At 62.5% G+C, this 16,526-nt stretch carries 13 protein-coding genes; 6 read left to right on the forward strand and 7 right to left on the reverse strand.

All coding sequences use genetic code 11. The features are described 5' to 3' along the window. Positions 1-28: 28 nt before the first annotated feature. The 5 genes from sucA to sdhC all read right to left on the reverse strand — a co-directional run bounded on the left by sucA (position 29) and on the right by sdhC (position 6,184). Entirely contained in the window at positions 29-2,839 is a 2,811-nt protein-coding gene (sucA, locus tag ACB030_RS01945; protein WP_371157588.1) for a 2-oxoglutarate dehydrogenase E1 component, read from the reverse strand. A gap of 115 nt (positions 2,840-2,954) precedes the next feature. Further along, a complete protein-coding gene (locus ACB030_RS01950) occupies positions 2,955-3,671 on the reverse strand; it encodes a succinate dehydrogenase iron-sulfur subunit (protein WP_139435404.1) in 717 nt (238 codons plus the stop codon). Between the two features lie 17 nt (positions 3,672-3,688). Then, positions 3,689-5,455: a succinate dehydrogenase flavoprotein subunit gene (sdhA, locus tag ACB030_RS01955; RefSeq protein WP_025326735.1), complete on the reverse strand. Its 1,767-nt coding sequence runs from the start codon at positions 5,453-5,455 to the stop codon at positions 3,689-3,691. A 1-nt stretch (position 5,456) separates the two neighbouring features. After that, positions 5,457-5,801, reverse strand: a complete 345-nt coding sequence (sdhD, locus tag ACB030_RS01960; RefSeq protein WP_005326929.1) for a succinate dehydrogenase, hydrophobic membrane anchor protein — start codon at positions 5,799-5,801, stop codon at positions 5,457-5,459. Continuing rightward, positions 5,795-6,184, reverse strand: coding sequence for a succinate dehydrogenase cytochrome b556 subunit (gene sdhC, locus ACB030_RS01965; RefSeq protein ID WP_025326734.1), 390 nt, complete (start codon positions 6,182-6,184; stop codon positions 5,795-5,797). The genes sdhD and sdhC overlap by 7 nt, the downstream gene beginning before the upstream one ends. A gap of 423 nt (positions 6,185-6,607) precedes the next feature. On the opposite strand from sdhC, the gene ACB030_RS01970 reads away from it, so the two are divergent. The 3 genes from ACB030_RS01970 (at position 6,608) to ACB030_RS01980 (ending at position 8,892) form a co-directional block, all read left to right on the forward strand. Then, entirely contained in the window at positions 6,608-7,894 is a 1,287-nt protein-coding gene (locus ACB030_RS01970) for a citrate synthase (protein WP_371157592.1), read from the forward strand. A gap of 95 nt (positions 7,895-7,989) precedes the next feature. Beyond that, a complete protein-coding gene (locus ACB030_RS01975) occupies positions 7,990-8,304 on the forward strand; it encodes a DUF4377 domain-containing protein (RefSeq protein WP_371157594.1) in 315 nt (104 codons plus the stop codon). 93 nt (positions 8,305-8,397) lie between these two features. Next, positions 8,398-8,892, forward strand: coding sequence for a GNAT family N-acetyltransferase (locus tag ACB030_RS01980; protein WP_371157596.1), 495 nt, complete (start codon positions 8,398-8,400; stop codon positions 8,890-8,892). A 62-nt stretch (positions 8,893-8,954) separates the two neighbouring features. On the opposite strand, the gene fabB is transcribed toward ACB030_RS01980, so the two are convergent. Continuing rightward, on the reverse strand, positions 8,955-10,166 hold the full coding sequence (gene fabB / locus ACB030_RS01985) for a beta-ketoacyl-ACP synthase I (protein ID WP_371157598.1): 1,212 nt from the start codon (positions 10,164-10,166) through the stop codon (positions 8,955-8,957). A 90-nt stretch (positions 10,167-10,256) separates the two neighbouring features. Here fabB and mnmC point away from each other — a divergent pair, with 90 nt between their 5' ends. Further along, the gene (gene mnmC, locus ACB030_RS01990; protein WP_371157600.1) at positions 10,257-12,281 is read left to right on the forward strand and encodes a bifunctional tRNA (5-methylaminomethyl-2-thiouridine)(34)-methyltransferase MnmD/FAD-dependent 5-carboxymethylaminomethyl-2-thiouridine(34) oxidoreductase MnmC; all 2,025 of its coding nucleotides are present in this window, start codon (positions 10,257-10,259) and stop codon (positions 12,279-12,281) included. Positions 12,282-12,353: 72 nt separating this feature from the next. Here the strand turns inward: mnmC and ACB030_RS01995 are convergent, their stop codons facing one another. Beyond that, positions 12,354-12,959, reverse strand: a complete 606-nt coding sequence (locus ACB030_RS01995) for a DUF922 domain-containing protein (protein WP_371157602.1) — start codon at positions 12,957-12,959, stop codon at positions 12,354-12,356. A 320-nt stretch (positions 12,960-13,279) separates the two neighbouring features. On the opposite strand from ACB030_RS01995, the gene dcuC reads away from it, so the two are divergent. Both dcuC and ACB030_RS02005 read left to right on the forward strand, forming a co-directional pair. Next, entirely contained in the window at positions 13,280-14,632 is a 1,353-nt protein-coding gene (gene dcuC / locus ACB030_RS02000; protein ID WP_371157604.1) for an anaerobic C4-dicarboxylate transporter DcuC, read from the forward strand. 102 nt (positions 14,633-14,734) lie between these two features. Beyond that, positions 14,735-16,396: a bifunctional UDP-sugar hydrolase/5'-nucleotidase gene (locus ACB030_RS02005; RefSeq protein WP_371157606.1), complete on the forward strand. Its 1,662-nt coding sequence runs from the start codon at positions 14,735-14,737 to the stop codon at positions 16,394-16,396. The last annotated feature ends 130 nt before the right edge of the window (positions 16,397-16,526 follow it).

A 16,526-nucleotide genomic window follows, 5' to 3' on the forward strand; every position in this document is an offset into this window, starting at 1 on the left:
ACGGAGCCCCCTCCCCTTCACAACTCGTTTATTCCAGGGTCAGCGCGTCTTCCACCAGGGCTTTCTGCTGCTTGGCGTGGACAGACATGTAACCGACGGCCGGTGAGGCCGAGGCCGGGCGACCGGCGTAACGCAGACGGGCATTGCTTGGCAGCACGCTGTCATAGTGATGACGGGTGCTGTACCAGGCGCCCTGGTTCTGCGGCTCTTCCTGACACCAGACGAAATCGGTGACGTGGGCATAATCGGCCAGGATGGCGCGCACTTCCTCTTCCGGGAAGGGGTAGAGCTGCTCGATCCGCACCAGTGCCACATCCTGCTGCTCCGCCTTGCGACGGGCATCGAGCAGGTCGTAATAGACCTTGCCGGAACAGAAGACCACCCGCTTGACGGCTTTCGGATCCAGGGCGTCGATCTCGCCGATGGCGTTCTGGAAAGTGCCTTCGGCCAGCTCGTCGAGCTTGCTCACCGCCAGCGGGTGGCGCAGCAAGGACTTGGGCGTCATCACGATGAGCGGACGGCGCATCGGGCGCACCACCTGGCGGCGCAGCATGTGGAACACCTGGGCCGGGGTGGAGGGCACGCACACCTGCATGTTGTGCTGGGCACACATCTGCAGATAGCGCTCCAGACGGGCGGAGGAGTGTTCCGGACCCTGCCCCTCGTAGCCGTGGGGCAGCAGCATGGTCAGACCGCACATCCGACCCCACTTCTGCTCGCCGGAGGAGAGGAACTGATCCACCACCACCTGGGCGCAGTTGGCGAAGTCGCCGAACTGGGCTTCCCAGATGGTCAGACCGGCCGGCTCGGCGCTGGCGTAGCCATATTCGAACGCCAGTACCGCATTTTCGGTCAGCACGGAGTCGTAGATCTCGAACGGACCTTGCTCGTCGTGCAGGTTGCACAGCGGGGTATAGGTGCTCGCATCGGTCTGGCTGTGCAGCACGGCGTGGCGATGGAAGAAGGTGCCACGGCCGGAGTCTTCCCCGGTAAAGCGGATGCGGGAACCCTTGTCCACCAGGGTGGCGTAGGCCAGGGTCTCGGCGAAGCCCCAGTCCACCAGCTTCTCGCCGGCGGCCATCAGGCGGCGGTCTTCGTAGATCTTCTCGACCTGGCGTTGCAGCACATGGGTCGCCGGGTACTGGCTGATACGCTCGCCGAGGGACTTGAGGTGATCCATGGGCACTGTGCTGTCATAGGGCATGGCCCAGTCGTGACCCAGATAAGGGGTCCAGTCAACGGAGTGCAGCTCCATGGGACGCCACTCCTTGCTCACCCGCTCGCCCCGATCCAGGGTATCGCGATAGTCGTTGACCAGGGTGGTGGCCAGCTCGGGGGTGATGGTGCCTTCGCCAATCAGCTGATCGGCGTAGATCTTGCGCGGCGTCGGGTGCTGCTTGATCTTCTGGTACATCAAGGGCTGGGTCGCGCTCGGCTCGTCCGCCTCGTTGTGACCGTGACGACGGTAGCAGACCAGCTCGATCACCACGTCGCGCTTGAAAGTGTTGCGATAATCCAGCGCAATCTGGGTCACCAGCACCACGGCTTCCGGGTCATCCCCGTTGACGTGCAGCACAGGTGCCTGCACCGCCTTGGCGATGTCGGTACAGTATTCGGTGGAGCGCAGGTCACGTTGATAGGAGGTGGTGAAACCGACCTGGTTGTTGATGACGATGCGCACAGTGCCGCCGACGCCGTAGGCACGGGTCAGGGACATGTTGAAGGTCTCGGCCACCACCCCCTGCCCTGCGATGGCGGAGTCACCGTGGATGGTGATGGGCAGGACGCTGGAGCCATCCTTGTCACCACGGCGGTCCATACGGGCACGCACCGAGCCGATGACCACGGGGTTGACGATCTCGAGGTGGGACGGGTTGAAGGCCAGCGCCAGGTGGACGTTGCCGCCCGGGGTGGCGAAGTCGGAGGAGAAGCCCATGTGGTACTTCACATCCCCTGTGCCCCAGGATTCGCCGTGCTTGCCGGCGAACTCGTCGAACAGCTCTTGCGCACGCTTGCCCAGCACGTTGATCAGCACGTTCAGGCGACCGCGGTGGGCCATGCCGATGACGGCCTCCTTGCAGCCCTGCTCACCGGCGCGGCGGATAAGCTCTTTGAGCATGGGCACCATGGCATCGCCCCCTTCCAGGGAGAAACGCTTGGCCCCCGGGAACTTGGCCCCCAGGTATTTTTCCAGCCCTTCGGCGGCAGTCAGGCTCTCGAGGAAGCGGGTCTTCTCTTCGAGGGTATAGGTCCCCTTCCCTTCGATGGATTCAAGACGGTCTTGCAGCCAGCGCTTCTCCTCGGTGGAGGTGATGTGCATGTAGTCTGCACCTATGCTGCTGCAGTAGGTCTTCTTCAGCGAGGCGTAGAGATCGGAGAGCACCATGGTCTCGCGACCGATGGCGTAGGAGCCCACATTGAAGGTGGCCTCCATGTCTGCGCCCTGCAGGTTGTGAAATGCCGGGTCGAGTTCGGCAACGGTTTCACGCTGCCACAGGCCCAGCGGATCCAGATTGGCATTCTGGTGACCACGGAAACGGAAGGCGTTGATCAGCTGCAGTACGCGCACCTGCTTGGCATCCACCTGGGGATCGGAGACCGGGGCGCTGTAACGGGAGGGATCCTTGGCCAGGCGGCGGAAATAGTCGCGAACCTGGGAGTGGGGTTGTTCGACTGCATGGCCATTGACCTGGGGCAGCTCGCTAAACAGGCTGCGCCACTCTTCGGCCACGGAGTCGGGGTTTTCCAGGAAGGATTCGTACAAATCCTCAATGTAGCTTGCATTCGCACCAGCCAGGTGAGATGACTCCAACCAGGCCTTCATCACGCCGTTATGCATTTCTATCCCTTGTACATCTTGTTCACTGCAGCGCAGCTTGTAGGGTCATAGCCATCCCGGGACGGGATGGCTATCCAGAGGTCGGGCCCGGCGCAAGGCGCCTCAGGCCCTGGTATCAAACAGCCCGGTTGAGCAACATCGACTTGATCTGACCGATGGCCTTGGTCGGGTTCAAGCCCTTGGGACAGACGTTCACGCAGTTCATGATGCCGTGGCAGCGGAACACGCTAAAGGCGTCATCCAGGTTGCCCAGTCGTTCGGCAGCCGCAGTGTCGCGGCTGTCTGCCAGCCAGCGGTAGGCGGCGAGCAGGCCAGCGGGGCCGATGAACTTGTCCGGGTTCCACCAGAAGGAGGGGCAAGAGGTGGAGCAGCAGGCACAGAGAATACACTCGTACAGGCCATCCAGCTTGGCGCGCTCTTCGGGGGATTGCAGGTGCTCACGCACGGGCGGCAGTTTTTCATCGTTGATGAGGAAGGGCTTGACCTTCTCCCACTGGGTGTAGAACTGGGTCATGTCGATCACCAGATCGCGGATCACCGGCAGACCAGGCAGGGGCCGGATGACGACCTTGTTGCCCTTCTTCAGCAGATCGGAGAGCGGGGTGATACAGGCAAGACCGTTCTTGCCATTCATGTTGAGACCGTCCGATCCACAGACCCCTTCGCGGCAGGAGCGGCGGAAGGAGAGCGTGGGATCCAGCTCCTTGAGCTGGATCAGTGCGTCGAGCACCATCATGTCGGAACCTTCAGGAATATCAAGACGATATTCCTTCATATGCGGGACGTTATCAACGTCCGGGTTATAGCGATATACCGAGAATGTGACGTTCATTGTGGTTGCCTCCGCAATCAGTAAGTCCGCACCTTGGGTGGGAATGCCTCACGGGTTTTCGGAGACATGTTGACAGCACGACGGGTCATGGACTCGGTGTCCGGATGATAGAGGCTGTGGCACAGCCAGCTCTCGTCGTCACGCTCCGGGAAGTCGAAGCGGCTATGGGCGCCCCGGCTCTCGGTACGGAAGTTGGCGGCAACCGCGGTGGCAAACGCCGTCTCCATCAGGTTGTCCAGCTCCAGGCACTCGATGCGCTGGGTGTTGAACTCCTTGGAGGTGTCGTCCAGACGGGCATTCTTGAGGCGCTCGCGGATGAGTTTCAGCTCGGCCAGCCCTTCTGCCATGGCGTCCCCTTCGCGGAACACGGAGAAGTTGTTCTGCATGCAGCGCTGCAGATCACGGCGGATCTCGGCGGGATCCTCGCCATCGCGGTTGTTCTCCCAGCGATTGAAGCGGGCCAGCGCCGCGGCGATGTCGGACTCGGAGGCCTCGCGGCCATGATCCATCTCGCCCAGGGTCTCCACCAGGTGCATGCCGGCGGCACGACCGAACACCACCAGATCCAGCAGGGAGTTGCCACCCAGACGGTTGGCACCGTGCACGGAGACGCAGGCGATTTCCCCCACTGCGAACAGGCCGACCACGGGGACGTCGTTGCCGTCTTTATCCTGGGTCAGACACTGGCCGTTCACGCTGGTCGGCACGCCGCCCATCATGTAGTGGCAGGTCGGGATGATGGGAATGGGTTCCTTGACCGGATCCACGTGGGCGAAGGTGCGAGAGAGCTCGCAAATGCCCGGCAGACGGGATTCCAGCACCTCTTTGCCGAGGTGATCCAGCTTGAGCTTGATGTGCGGGCCCCAGGGACCGTCACAACCACGGCCCTCGCGGATCTCGATCATGATGGAGCGGGCCACCACGTCGCGACCGGCGAGATCCTTGGCGTTGGGTGCATAACGCTCCATGAAGCGCTCGCCATCTTTGTTGAGCAGATAGCCGCCTTCACCACGGCAACCCTCGGTCACCAGTACCCCTGCCCCAGCGATGCCGGTGGGGTGGAACTGCCAGAACTCCATGTCCTGCACGCCGACCCCGGCACGCAGCGCCATGCCGACGCCGTCACCGGTGTTGATGTGGGCGTTGGTGGTGGACTGGTAGATGCGACCGGCACCGCCAGTGGCAAGCACCGTGGCCTTGGCCTTGAAGTAGACGACCTCGCCGCTCTCCATGTCGATGGCGGTGCAGCCGACGATGTGACCGTCCTGGTTCTTCACCAGATCCAGGGCATACCACTCGGAGAAGACGGTGGTCTTGTTCTTGACGTTCTGCTGATACAGGGTATGCAGCAGGGCGTGACCGGTCCGGTCGGCAGCCGCCGCGGTACGGGCCGCCTGCTCGCCGCCAAAATTCTTGGACTGACCGCCGAAGGGGCGCTGATAGACAGAGCCGTTGTCGAAGCGGGAGAAGGGCAGGCCCATGTTCTCCAGCTCATAGATGGCCTCGGGGCCGGTCTTGCACATGTATTCAATCGCTTCCTGGTCACCGATGTAATCGGAGCCCTTGACGGTGTCATACATGTGCCACTGCCAGTTGTCGTCATGGGCATTGCCCAGGGCGACCGTGATCCCGCCCTGGGCGGAAACCGTGTGGGAACGAGTCGGGAAAACCTTGGAAAGCAGTGCGCAGCTCTTGCCGGACTGGGCAATCTGCAGCGCGGCGCGCATGCCGGCACCACCGGCACCGATCACGACCGCATCAAATTCACGAGTTGGAATAGTCACCTTACACACCCCACAGCACGACGAAACCCGTCATCAGATAGACGAACAGCACCACCACCAGCGCAAACTGCAGCGCACCGCGCAGCCCGACCGGCTTGATATAGTCGGTCAGCACCTGCCACAGACCGATCCAGGCGTGGATCAGGACGCACAGCAGCGTCAGCAGGGTGAAGACCTTGGTGAAGGTTGTGGCGAAGAAGCCGGTCCACACCTCGTAGGTGATGTCGTTGAAGGCGACAAAGCCCACCAGATAGAGGACGTAAGCCGTCATGATGAGGGCGGTGGCGCGGATCAGGATGTAATCATGAACACCGCTGCGCCCGAAAGTTGCAGAATTGGTTACCATACCAGTACCCCCGCCAATACCGCCAGAATCCCGGTAATCACGAAGCCCACCCGGGCACTCTGATTCGCGGAATCCAGCTCTTCCCAATGCCCCATGTCCATGACCAGGTGACGCAGGCCGCCCACTATGTGGTATGCCAGCGCAGTCAGGATCCCCCACAACACGAACTTGACCAGGAAGTTGTCCATGATGGCAACGACGGTTTCAAATCCTTCGGGAGAGGAGAGTGAAGTTCCAAGCATCCACAGCAAGATGGCCAGCGCCACAAAGGTGATGACCCCTGAGACACGGTGCAAGATGGAAGCGATGGCGGTGACAGGAAAGCTGATCGTTTGCAGGTCGAGGTTTACAGGTCTCTGTTTATTTTTCACGGCTTTGCCCACTCAGCTCCATTGAGCACGTTAGTTATTGTTTTCACACGCTTTGAGGGCGAGGAGTGGCATTTGTTAGGTTTTTGTTACCAAAACAACTCGGAAAAGCCAAAAACAACATTTTAGATATCACATCTGGCTTTGCGAAAGCGTTTCAAACACCGACGGCCATCACCCACGAGGCGCAGTATATCGGCGGCCTTAACCAATGACAATCAATTAGCTACATAGAAAACCCAAAACCGTAAACCAGATCTCACAACCGCTTTAACAAGTCATTAATGATCATTCAGGAAAATTGACAAGAGAGTGGTTCTCTGGTTCAAATAAGGCGCTCCAGCCGCCGTGGTACGGGTAAGAACCTTTGCCAGCGTCATGAAAGTCGTAATAAAGTAGGACTGGAACCAAATTATAAAAGAGCAAAGGAGACGTGCTATGGCTGATAAGATAGCCACCCTACATCTGCCCGGAAAAGAGCCGGTAGAACTACCGATCCTGTCCGGTACTGTTGGACCCGATGTAATCGATGTCAGAAAACTGGGCTCGCAAGGGTACTTCACCTTCGACCCCGGCTTTATGGCCACCGGTGCTTGCAAATCATCCATTACCTATATCGACGGAGATCAGGGTGTCTTGCTGCACCGTGGTTATCCCATCGCCCAGTTGGCCACCCAGGCCAGTTACCTGGAAGTCTGCTACATACTGCTGTACGGCGAGGCGCCCACCAAGACGCAATACGCGGAATTTGAACGCCTGGTCACCCGCCACACCATGGTGCACGAGCAGATCGCCTTCTTCTTCCGAGGCTTCCGTCGTGACTCCCACCCCATGGCGATCATGTGCGGTGTGGTCAGCGCCCTGTCCGCCTTCTACCACGATGCCCTCGACATCAACAACGAAGAGCATCGCGAGATCTGCGCCTTCCGTCTGCTCTCCAAGATGCCGACCCTGGCCGCCATGTGTTACAAGTACTCCATCGGCCAGCCCTTCATGCAACCGCGTAACGCCCTCTCCTATGCAGGCAACTTCCTGCACATGATGTTTGGCGTGCCGACCGAAGAGTACAAGGTCAACCCCATCGTCGAGCGGGCCATGGATCGCATCTTCACCCTGCATGCGGATCACGAGCAAAACGCCTCCACTTCCACCGTGCGTCTGGCTGGCTCCTCCGGTGCCAACCCGTTTGCCTGTATCGCCGCGGGGATCGCCTCCCTGTGGGGTCCGGCCCACGGCGGTGCCAACGAAGCCTGCCTCAAGATGCTCGAAGAGATTGGCTCCGTGGATCGCATCCCCGAGTACATTGCCAAGGCCAAGGACAAGAACGACCCCTTCCGTCTGATGGGCTTCGGCCACCGGGTCTACAAGAACCACGATCCCCGTGCCACCGTGATGCGCGAGACCTGCCACGAGGTACTGACCGAGCTGCAGATCAAGGATCCGCTGCTGGATGTGGCCATGGAGCTGGAGCGCATCGCGCTCTCCGACCCCTACTTCATCGAGAAGAAGCTCTACCCGAACGTGGACTTCTACTCCGGCATCATCATGAAGGCCATCGGCATCCCCATGTCCATGTTCACCGTGATCTTCGCCATCTCCCGCACCATCGGCTGGATTGCCCACTGGAACGAGATGCACTCGGACCCGGATCAGAAGATCGGTCGTCCGCGTCAGCTCTATACCGGCCTGGCCCAACGGGAGTTCACTCCCCTCGATCAACGCTGAGCCGGCAAGTTGTCATGGTTTGTTACAAAGGCGGTCATTGACCGCCTTTTCATTTGAGGGTTTAATCGCGCCCTTTTACGCCAAGGACACCCATCATGAAAGCTCCCCTGCTCCTCTGCTCCGCCCTGTTGCTCAGCGCCTGCCAGAGCACCCTGACCACCCAGACCCTCTATGTCCAGGACAAGCTGGCCGACTGCGTCGGTGTCGCCCCCATGAAGTGCATGCAGGTGCGCAGCCAGCCGGGTGAGAGCTGGACCCTCTTCTACCAGCAGATCGAGGGCTTCACCTTCGAACCAGGTTTCCGCTATCAGCTGGAAGTGCGCACCGAGCAGCTCACCGACGTGCCGGCGGACGCCTCCTCGGTGCGCTATCAGCTGATCAAGGTAGTGAGCAAAGAGGCCGTTCGCTGAGCCTGAGGGGCCGCAGTTCAGTTTGCGCGCCCCTTGGGTTATGCTGACCCCCTTCTTTCAAGGGTTGACCAGGGGCGCACGCCCCCCAGTACGATGATCAAGATCAGAACCATACGGGCCCTCGACTGGCCCGCCATCATGGCCATTCAGCGCGAGTGCTACCACCAGCTGGAGCCCGAGCCCCTCGAGGTGATGAGCAACAAGGCAGAGCTCGCCCCCGCCTGCTGCTGGGTCGCCGAGCGTCAGGGCCGGGTGCTCGGTTACCTGCTCTGCCATCCCTGGCGTGCCCACCAGCCCCCGCCCCTCTCGGTGCCGATGACGGCGCTGGCCGGTCATGAAGAGTTCTATCTGCACGATCTCGCTGTCAGTGGCGAGGCCCGCGGTCTGGGCGTCGGGCAGCGGCTGCTCGCCACGGCGCTCGATTTCGCGAGCCGCGAAGGGTATCGCCATGCAGGTCTGGTTGCGGTGCAGGACGCCCCCGCCTTCTGGCGCAAGCAGGGCTTCGTGCCAGCCAACACCCCCAAGTCGCTGGAGGAGTACGGCGAGGGCGCCGTCTATATGCGACTGCCGCTGACCGATCTCGCCTGAGGGTCGCCCTGTTGCCAATAAAAAAGGCGCCTTTCGGCGCCTTTTTTCACTTCATCGGTTCATCAAGCCTTGAACTTGCTGAACACCAGGGAAGCGTTGGTACCGCCAAAGCCGAAGCTGTTGGACATGACGGTATTGAGATCAGCCGTTTCGTACTCGCGCACTATGGGCAGACCCACGGCCTTCTCGTCCAGGTTCTCGATGTTGATGCTGGGGGCGATGAAGCCGTGTTCCATCATCAGCAGGGAGTAGACGGCCTCGTGCACACCGGCGGCGCCCAGGGCATGACCCGTCATCGCCTTGGTGGCGGAGAGCTTGGGCGCATTGCTGCCAAACAGGGTCTGGATGGCTTCCAGTTCCTTGGTATCACCGACCGGGGTGGAGGTGCCGTGGGTGTTGATGTAGTCCACGGAGCCGACGTCCTTCATCGCCATCTTCATGCAGCGCACCGCGCCTTCACCGCTCGGAGCGACCATGTCATAGCCGTCGGAGGTGGCACCGTAACCGGTGATCTCGGCGTAGATGTGGGCACCGCGGGCCAGGGCATGTTCCAGCTCCTCGACCACCAGGATACCGCCGCCACCGGAAATAACGAAACCGTCGCGGTCCGCATCATAGGTACGGGATGCCTTTTCCGGGGTGTCGTTGTACTTGGTGGAGAGGGCACCCATGGCGTCGAACTGGATGGTGGAAGACCAGTCCAGCTCCTCGCCGCCGCCGGCGAAGACGATGTCCTGCTTGCCAAGCTGGATCAGCTCCAGTGCGTGACCTATGCAGTGGGCAGAGGTGGCACAGGCGGAGCTGATGGTGTAGTTGACACCCTTGATCTTGAACGGAGTGGCCAGGCAGGCAGAGGTGGTGGAGGACATGGTGCGCGGTACCATGTAGGGACCCACACGCTTGACCCCTTTCTCACGGGCAATGTCCGCAGACTCGGAGGTGTTCTTGCCGGAGGCGCCGCCGGAGCCGACCACTATGCCGGTACGCTCGTTGGAGACCTGATCCTCTGGCAGACCCGCGTCAGCGATGGCCTGCTCCATGGACAGATAGGCATAGGCCGCGGCGTCACCCATGAAACGCATGACTTTACGGTCGATCAGTTCAGACGGATCGAGTTTGATGTTACCCCAGACACGGCTGCGCAGGTTGTACTGTTCAAACTGCTCGGAATAGGTGATGCCGGATTTGCCTGCTTTCAGGGAGGCCAGCACCTCTTCCTTGTTGTTGCCGATACTGGAGATGACGCCGATACCGGTGATCACTGCTCTTCTCATTAATTCATCTCGTCTGGAAAAACTGGCACCGAGTCTACCCGCTTTCGGCTGCCAAACTGGTCTGCTTTCACGTAGAATGCCCGCGAATTTATGACGCGAGCAGAGGAAAACGTGAGTCAAACATCCTTACATCATGCCCGATTGGACTGGAATGAAGCGGGAACTCCAGTCTCCAGTGAGTTCGGGGATGTGTACTTTTCCAATGATAACGGTCTAAGTGAAACCCGCTACGTCTTTTTATTGCAAAATCGCCTACCGGCACGATTTTCGCACCACGATAGTGACAGTTTCGTGATTGGCGAAACAGGTTTCGGCACAGGTCTTAACTTTCTGGCGACAATGGCCGCCTTCCTGGAACAGGCGCCCCAATCCGGCAACGGCTCGCGCCTGCACTTCATCAGCTTCGAGAAATACCCCCTGTCCCAGGCCGATCTGCGCAAGGCCCTGGCGGCCTGGCCCGAGCTCGCGTCCTTAAGCCAGCCTCTCATCGACCAGTGGCCGCTGCCGGTCTCCGGCTGCCATCGCCTGCTGTTTGCAGACGGTCGCATCCGCCTCGATCTCTGGCTTGGCGACATCAAGGAGATGCTGCCCCAGGTGCCTCACGGCCCCCAGGGTCTGGTGGATGCCTGGTATCTGGATGGCTTCTCGCCTGCCAAGAATCCCGAGATGTGGACACAAGCGCTGTTCGACGGCCTGGCTCGCCTCGCCCGCCCCAGCGCCACCATCGCCACCTTTACCTGCGCCGGTTTCGTGCGCCGCGGTCTGATTGACGCCGGCTTTGCCATGAAGAAGGTGAAGGGGCACGGCAGCAAGCGGGAGATGCTGGCAGGGATGCGGGAGGGCAAAGTGCCCGAGCAGAGCATCTCCCCCTGGTATGCCCGCCCCGCCGGCCGGGACGGCGAGGTGCTGATCATCGGCGGCGGCATCGCCTCGGCCATGACGGCGCTCTCCCTGGTGGAGCGGGGCCGCAAGGTGACCCTGCTGTGCGAAGAGGGCGAGCCGGCCACCGGCGCCTCCGGCAACCGCCAGGGGGCGCTCTATCCCCTGCTCAACGGGGAGCACGACGCCCTGTCGCGCTTCTATTCCCTGGCCTTCGGCTATGCCCGCCAGCGGTTGCTGGCCCTAGCCGAGCGCCATCCCGTCGCCTTCTCCCTGTGCGGCGTCACCCAGCTTGGCTATGACGAGAAATCCGCCGCCAAGCTCGCCAAGATGGGTCAGGGCCCCTTCCCCCCCGAGCTGATGTACCCACTCTCTGCCTCGGAAGTTGAGCAGGTGGCCGGCCTGCCCTGTGGCCACGGTGGCGTCAGCTACCCCCTGGGGGGCTGGCTCTGCCCGGCGGATCTCACCCGCGCCGCCCTGAACGAAGCGCAAGCCAGCGGTCTGCTGCGCCTTGAGTACCACACACCGGTGAGCACCATCAGCGAACTGGCGGACGGCTGGCGGGTGGAGAGCCTGGATGGCCGCCAGTGGCAGGCCCCCAACCTGGTGGTGGCCGCCGGTCACCGGCTGCCCGCCCTGCTCCCCTTCGCGGAGCTGCCGCTCTACCCGGTGCGCGGTCAGGTGAGCCATGTGCCAACCACGGCGCGGTTAAGCCAGCTCAGGACTGTGCTCTGCTACGACGGCTACCTCACCCCGGCCCACGACGGAGCGCACTGCATCGGGGCCAGCTATGGCCGCAATCAGAGCACCCTCGCGTATCGTGCCGAGGAGCAGGCCCAGAACCGGGCGCGGCTGCAAGCCTGCCTGCCGGATCAAGGCTGGCCTGCCGAGGTGGATGTGAGCGGCAACGAGGCGCGGGTGGGCGTTCGCTGCGCCAGCCGGGATCACCTGCCGGTGGCGGGGCCAATCGCCAGATTGGCAAGCCTGGCGGATCAAGACCCTAAAGCGCCCGCTGATCGGCAGGGCGCGCTGCCCCTGCACGCCGGTCTCTATGTGCTGGGCGCCCTCGGCTCCCGGGGTCTGTGCTCGGCGCCGCTCTGCGGTGAACTGGTCGCGAGCGAGATCTGCGGGGATCCGCTGCCGCTGGCCGCCGATCTGCTGGAGGCGCTCCACCCGGCCCGCTACTGGGTGCGCAGGCTGCGCAAGGGCAAGCCCCTGCGCGATCCGGCGTCCTGATCCCAACCCAGATTGGATCTCAAACAAAACGGGCTTCCGCAAGGGAAGCCCGTTTTTTATTGGCGATGATGCTCAGCTGCCCTCTGGCCAGCTGAGCCCGAGCTTGCGCCCCTTATCTGTCTGCTGCGCCAGGGTGGCAAATCGATCCCGGGTCGCCTCCAGCACCGCCTGCCCCTCCTGCCAGCCCTGATACTGCAAGGCGGCGCAATCCTGGGCGACGGGCAACTGGGCGAGCCGGATGCCGAGCTGGCTGACGCTTTCGAGCAAGATGTCCTTGTGACGGCTCTCGTAGTCAAACATGGCCGCCACCAGCTTGTCCCACTTCTGCCGCTCCGCTGCGGACGCCCTGGCCTTGTCCATCCAGTTCGGCACCCTGACCTGGATGCGGGCCGTCACCTGGGCCTGATCCAGCTCGCAGCGCGCCGGGGTCGCCCTGGTCTGCAACTGCCAGGAGAGCTGATAGCTGGCCCTGCCGATATGGCCGTCCGCCTGGGCAGGCGACAAGGCGGTGATCTGGCGCATCACGGCGGCCACATCGGCTCCTGATACCCGATAGAACTGGAAATCGACCTTGATATCGGGCGCCACCCGAATACCTGCATAATGGGAGGGTGCCGCTCCGATTGAGGCGGCATATATGAGGGCCGCCACCGCCCCTGTCTTGCTGAAGAGTCCCATCGTCGTGCTGCCTTGCTCCTTGTGAGTCCGGCGTAATTTCAATTAATAATCAATGAATTAATAGTCAATGTGGGAGATTAACCGCGATCAGGGGCGCTGTCACCTGCTCTCGGTGCCGGGGGCGGCAAAGGGGCGGCTTCCACCCGTTCAGAATGGGGATTTGCAAGGGAGATCACAGCCAGTCACCATCCCCATGGTGAATTACTCCTTATGAGGTAATAATCCCGGCGTTTTTGTTGGCACATGTCGAACTAGCCAGTCCAACCCTCTGGCCAGCCCGTCAGATGCCCGACGTCACTCCATACTCAGGAACTTTTTTTATGATGGAACTCCTTATTGGCACCCTGGTCACCCTGGCCGTGGGTCGCTACATCTTCAAGGGCTATTCGGCGACCGGGGTGCTGCTCAGCGGCGGCCTCTTGCTGCTGGCGATCACCGCCCTGATGGGCAAGGCGGTGCTGCCTGCCAGCGTCGCCTCCACCGGCCACGTGGCCACCGACGTGTTCGAGTACGTGCGCTTCCTGCTGGTGGACAGGGGCGGCGGCCTCGGCATGCTGATCATGGTGCTGTGCGGCTTTGCCGGCTACATGAGCCACATCGGCGCCAACACCATCTTGGTGAAGCTGGCCAGCAAGCCCCTTGGCATCATCAAGTCCCCCTATATCCTGCTGGTGGCCGCCTACCTGGTCGCCTGTGCCATGTCGCTGGCGGTGAGCTCCGCCACCGGCCTCGGCGTGCTGCTGATGGCGACCCTGTTCCCGCTGATGGTCAACATGGGGATCTCCCGTGGCGCCGCGGCCGCGGTGTGCGCCTCCCCGGCCGCCATCATACTGTCTCCCACCTCGGGGGACGTGGTGATGGCCGCCCAGGCCGCCAACATGGAGCTCATCGACTTTGCCTTCAAGCTGACCCTGCCCATCTCCCTGACGGCCATAGCCGCCATGGCGGTGACCCACTTCTTCTGGCAGCGCTATCTGGACAGAAAGTCCGGCGAGCACAACGCTGCGGTTGCCCCGAGCGATCTCATCACCGATGCCCCCGGCTTCTACGCCATACTGCCGTTCACCCCCATCATCGGCGTGCTGCTGTTTGACGGCAAGCTGGGCCCCAAGCTCGACATCGTCACCATCATCGTCATCTGTCTGGTGCTGGCCGCCCTGCTGGAGCTGGTGCGCAAGCGCAACGGCAAGGAATTGCTGGACGGCCTGCAGGTGTGCTGGCGCAGCATGGCTGACGCCTTCGCCGGCGTGGTCATGCTGCTGGTGGGGGCCGGGGTCTTCGCCCAGGGGCTGATGGGGCTCGGCTTCATCGCAAACCTCTTGGATCTGGCCCAGAGCTTTGGCACCGGCGGCATCGTCATCATGCTGGTGCTGGTGGTCATCACCACCCTGGCCGCCTTCACCACGGGTTCCGGCAACGCCCCCTTCTACGCCTTCGTGGAGCTGATCCCGCACCTGGCCACCAGTCTGGGCGTCAACCCCGCCTACCTGGTCATCCCCATGTTGCAGGCTTCCAACCTGGGTCGCACCATCTCCCCGGTCTCCGGGGTGGTGGTCGCCTGTGCGGGCATGGGCAACCTCTCCCCGTTCGAGGTGGTCAAACGCACCTCTATGCCGGTCGCCGTCGGCCTCTTGGTGGTGATCCTCGCCACCCAGATCCTGGTGCCTGCCTGAGTACCGTCTGACACTTTTCCAGCCCGGCGTCTGCCGGGCTGGCATACCCCCCACCCCTTGCAGTAGACTCGGTGCTCTTTTTCCCCTAAGGAGGACCGAGCCTTGCGTATTACGGTTCAACTTGCCCACTTCAGTGACTGCCACTCCCATTTCGATGGCGCGCCCATGCGCTTCTCCCCAGAGGGTGAGTCCGAGTGGCGCACCCAATGTGGCGGCTACAGCCGCATCCTGACCCGGCTGACCGCCCTGCGCCAGCAGGCCGCCGCCGCGGGCCAGACCTGCCTGCTGCTGCACGGGGGTGACACCTTCCAGGGGTCGCTCTATTTCAACCGCTTCAAGGGGCGGGCCAACGCCGACCTGCTCGGTCTGCTGCGACCGGATGCCATGGTGATCGGCAACCATGAATTCGATCTCGGCAACGGCCCGCTGGTGGAGTTTCTGCGCCAACTCAACTATCCGGTGCTGGCCGCCAACCTCGACAGCAGCCAGGAGCCAGCCGATGCCCCGCTGCGGTTGCACGGCTTGCCACAGCTGTTTGATGCGAGCCGCCCCTGGCACAGGCGCGTCATCGACGGCGTCCCCTTCGCCCTGCTCGGCATCACCTTGCCGCAGATGGCCGCCATCGCGAGCCCGGATCCCCACACCCGCTTCCACGGCATAGAGGAGACCCTCAGCGCCGCCCTCGGCGAGATCAAGGCCGAAGGAATAAAGCACATCATATTGCTCAGTCACCTGGGGCTGGAGCAGGACAAGCGGCTGGCGGCCCGCTTCCCCGAACTCAGCCTGATTGTCGGCGGCCACACCCACAGCCAGCTGGGGGATCTGGCCCCGCTCGGACTGATAAGCGAGGGGAGCTACCCCTTGATGATCGAGGGGGTCGCCATCCTGCATGCGGCCCACAGCGCGCTCTGCCTCGGGGTGTGCGAGCTGGAATTTGATGCGCGCGGGCGCGTTTGCCAAAGCCGCGGCCAGCTGGAGTGGCTGCCTTGGCAGCCCTGGCCCTTTGCCTCGCCCCCGCCGGCAGGCCTCCATTTCTGCGAGCCGGCCCCCGAGATCGAGCAGCATCTGGCCAGGCGCTACCGGCCCGAGCTCGAGACCATGACCCGGCGCATCGTGACCCACCTCGCCGGGCCACTGCACCATCAGCGCCTGCCCGATGCCGCCCTGCCCGCCGGCAGTCAGGTCGCCCCCCTGGTGGCGAGCGCCATGCTGGCCGGTGCCCGCGAGCAGGTGGGTCAGGTGGATTTCGCCCTGCACAACGCAGGGGGGGTGCGCTGCTCCCTCGAACCCGGCCCCTTGAGCGAGGCGGACATCGCCGGGCGCCTGCTGCCCTTTGCCATCCCGCTCACCCTCTACCGGGTGCACGGCCATGAGCTGGCGGAGGCGCTGGAGGGAGCCATCGACAACGCCACCAACAACGGCGTGGTCGGCAATGGCAGCGGCAGCTTCCCCTATACCGCCGGGATGCGCTTCCGTTATCAGGCAGACAGGCCCAAGGGAAGCCGGATCACCCGCCTCGAATGGGAGGCGAGCCCGGGTCAGTGGCAGCGCGTCGAGATGGATGCCATCTATCGGGGGGTCTCCAGCGCCTACACCGCCTCCGGCAAGGAGGGCTACACGGCGCTGGCCCGCACCCTGACCCAGCACAATCAGGAGCTCGGCATCACCCTGGCCGATGCCTTTATCCGCTGGGCCCGTCATCTGCCCGAGCTGGCCCCCCTGCCGCCGCTGGTGGAATACCAGGGCGCCAGTCCCATGGCCTGAGGCCCCTCGCCGGGCCATCCCCTGTCAAGGCGCCGCTTTTCTTCGTGAAAGCGGCGCTTGATACATTTTTCAAGCACAGTCCCCAGCCCTATTGCAGCGTACTGCCAGCCTAGGCAACACCAGGCAACAG

Origin of the sequence: Aeromonas sp. S16(2024) (assembly GCF_041403065.1) — a bacterium.
Classification (GTDB): domain Bacteria; phylum Pseudomonadota; class Gammaproteobacteria; order Enterobacterales; family Aeromonadaceae; genus Aeromonas.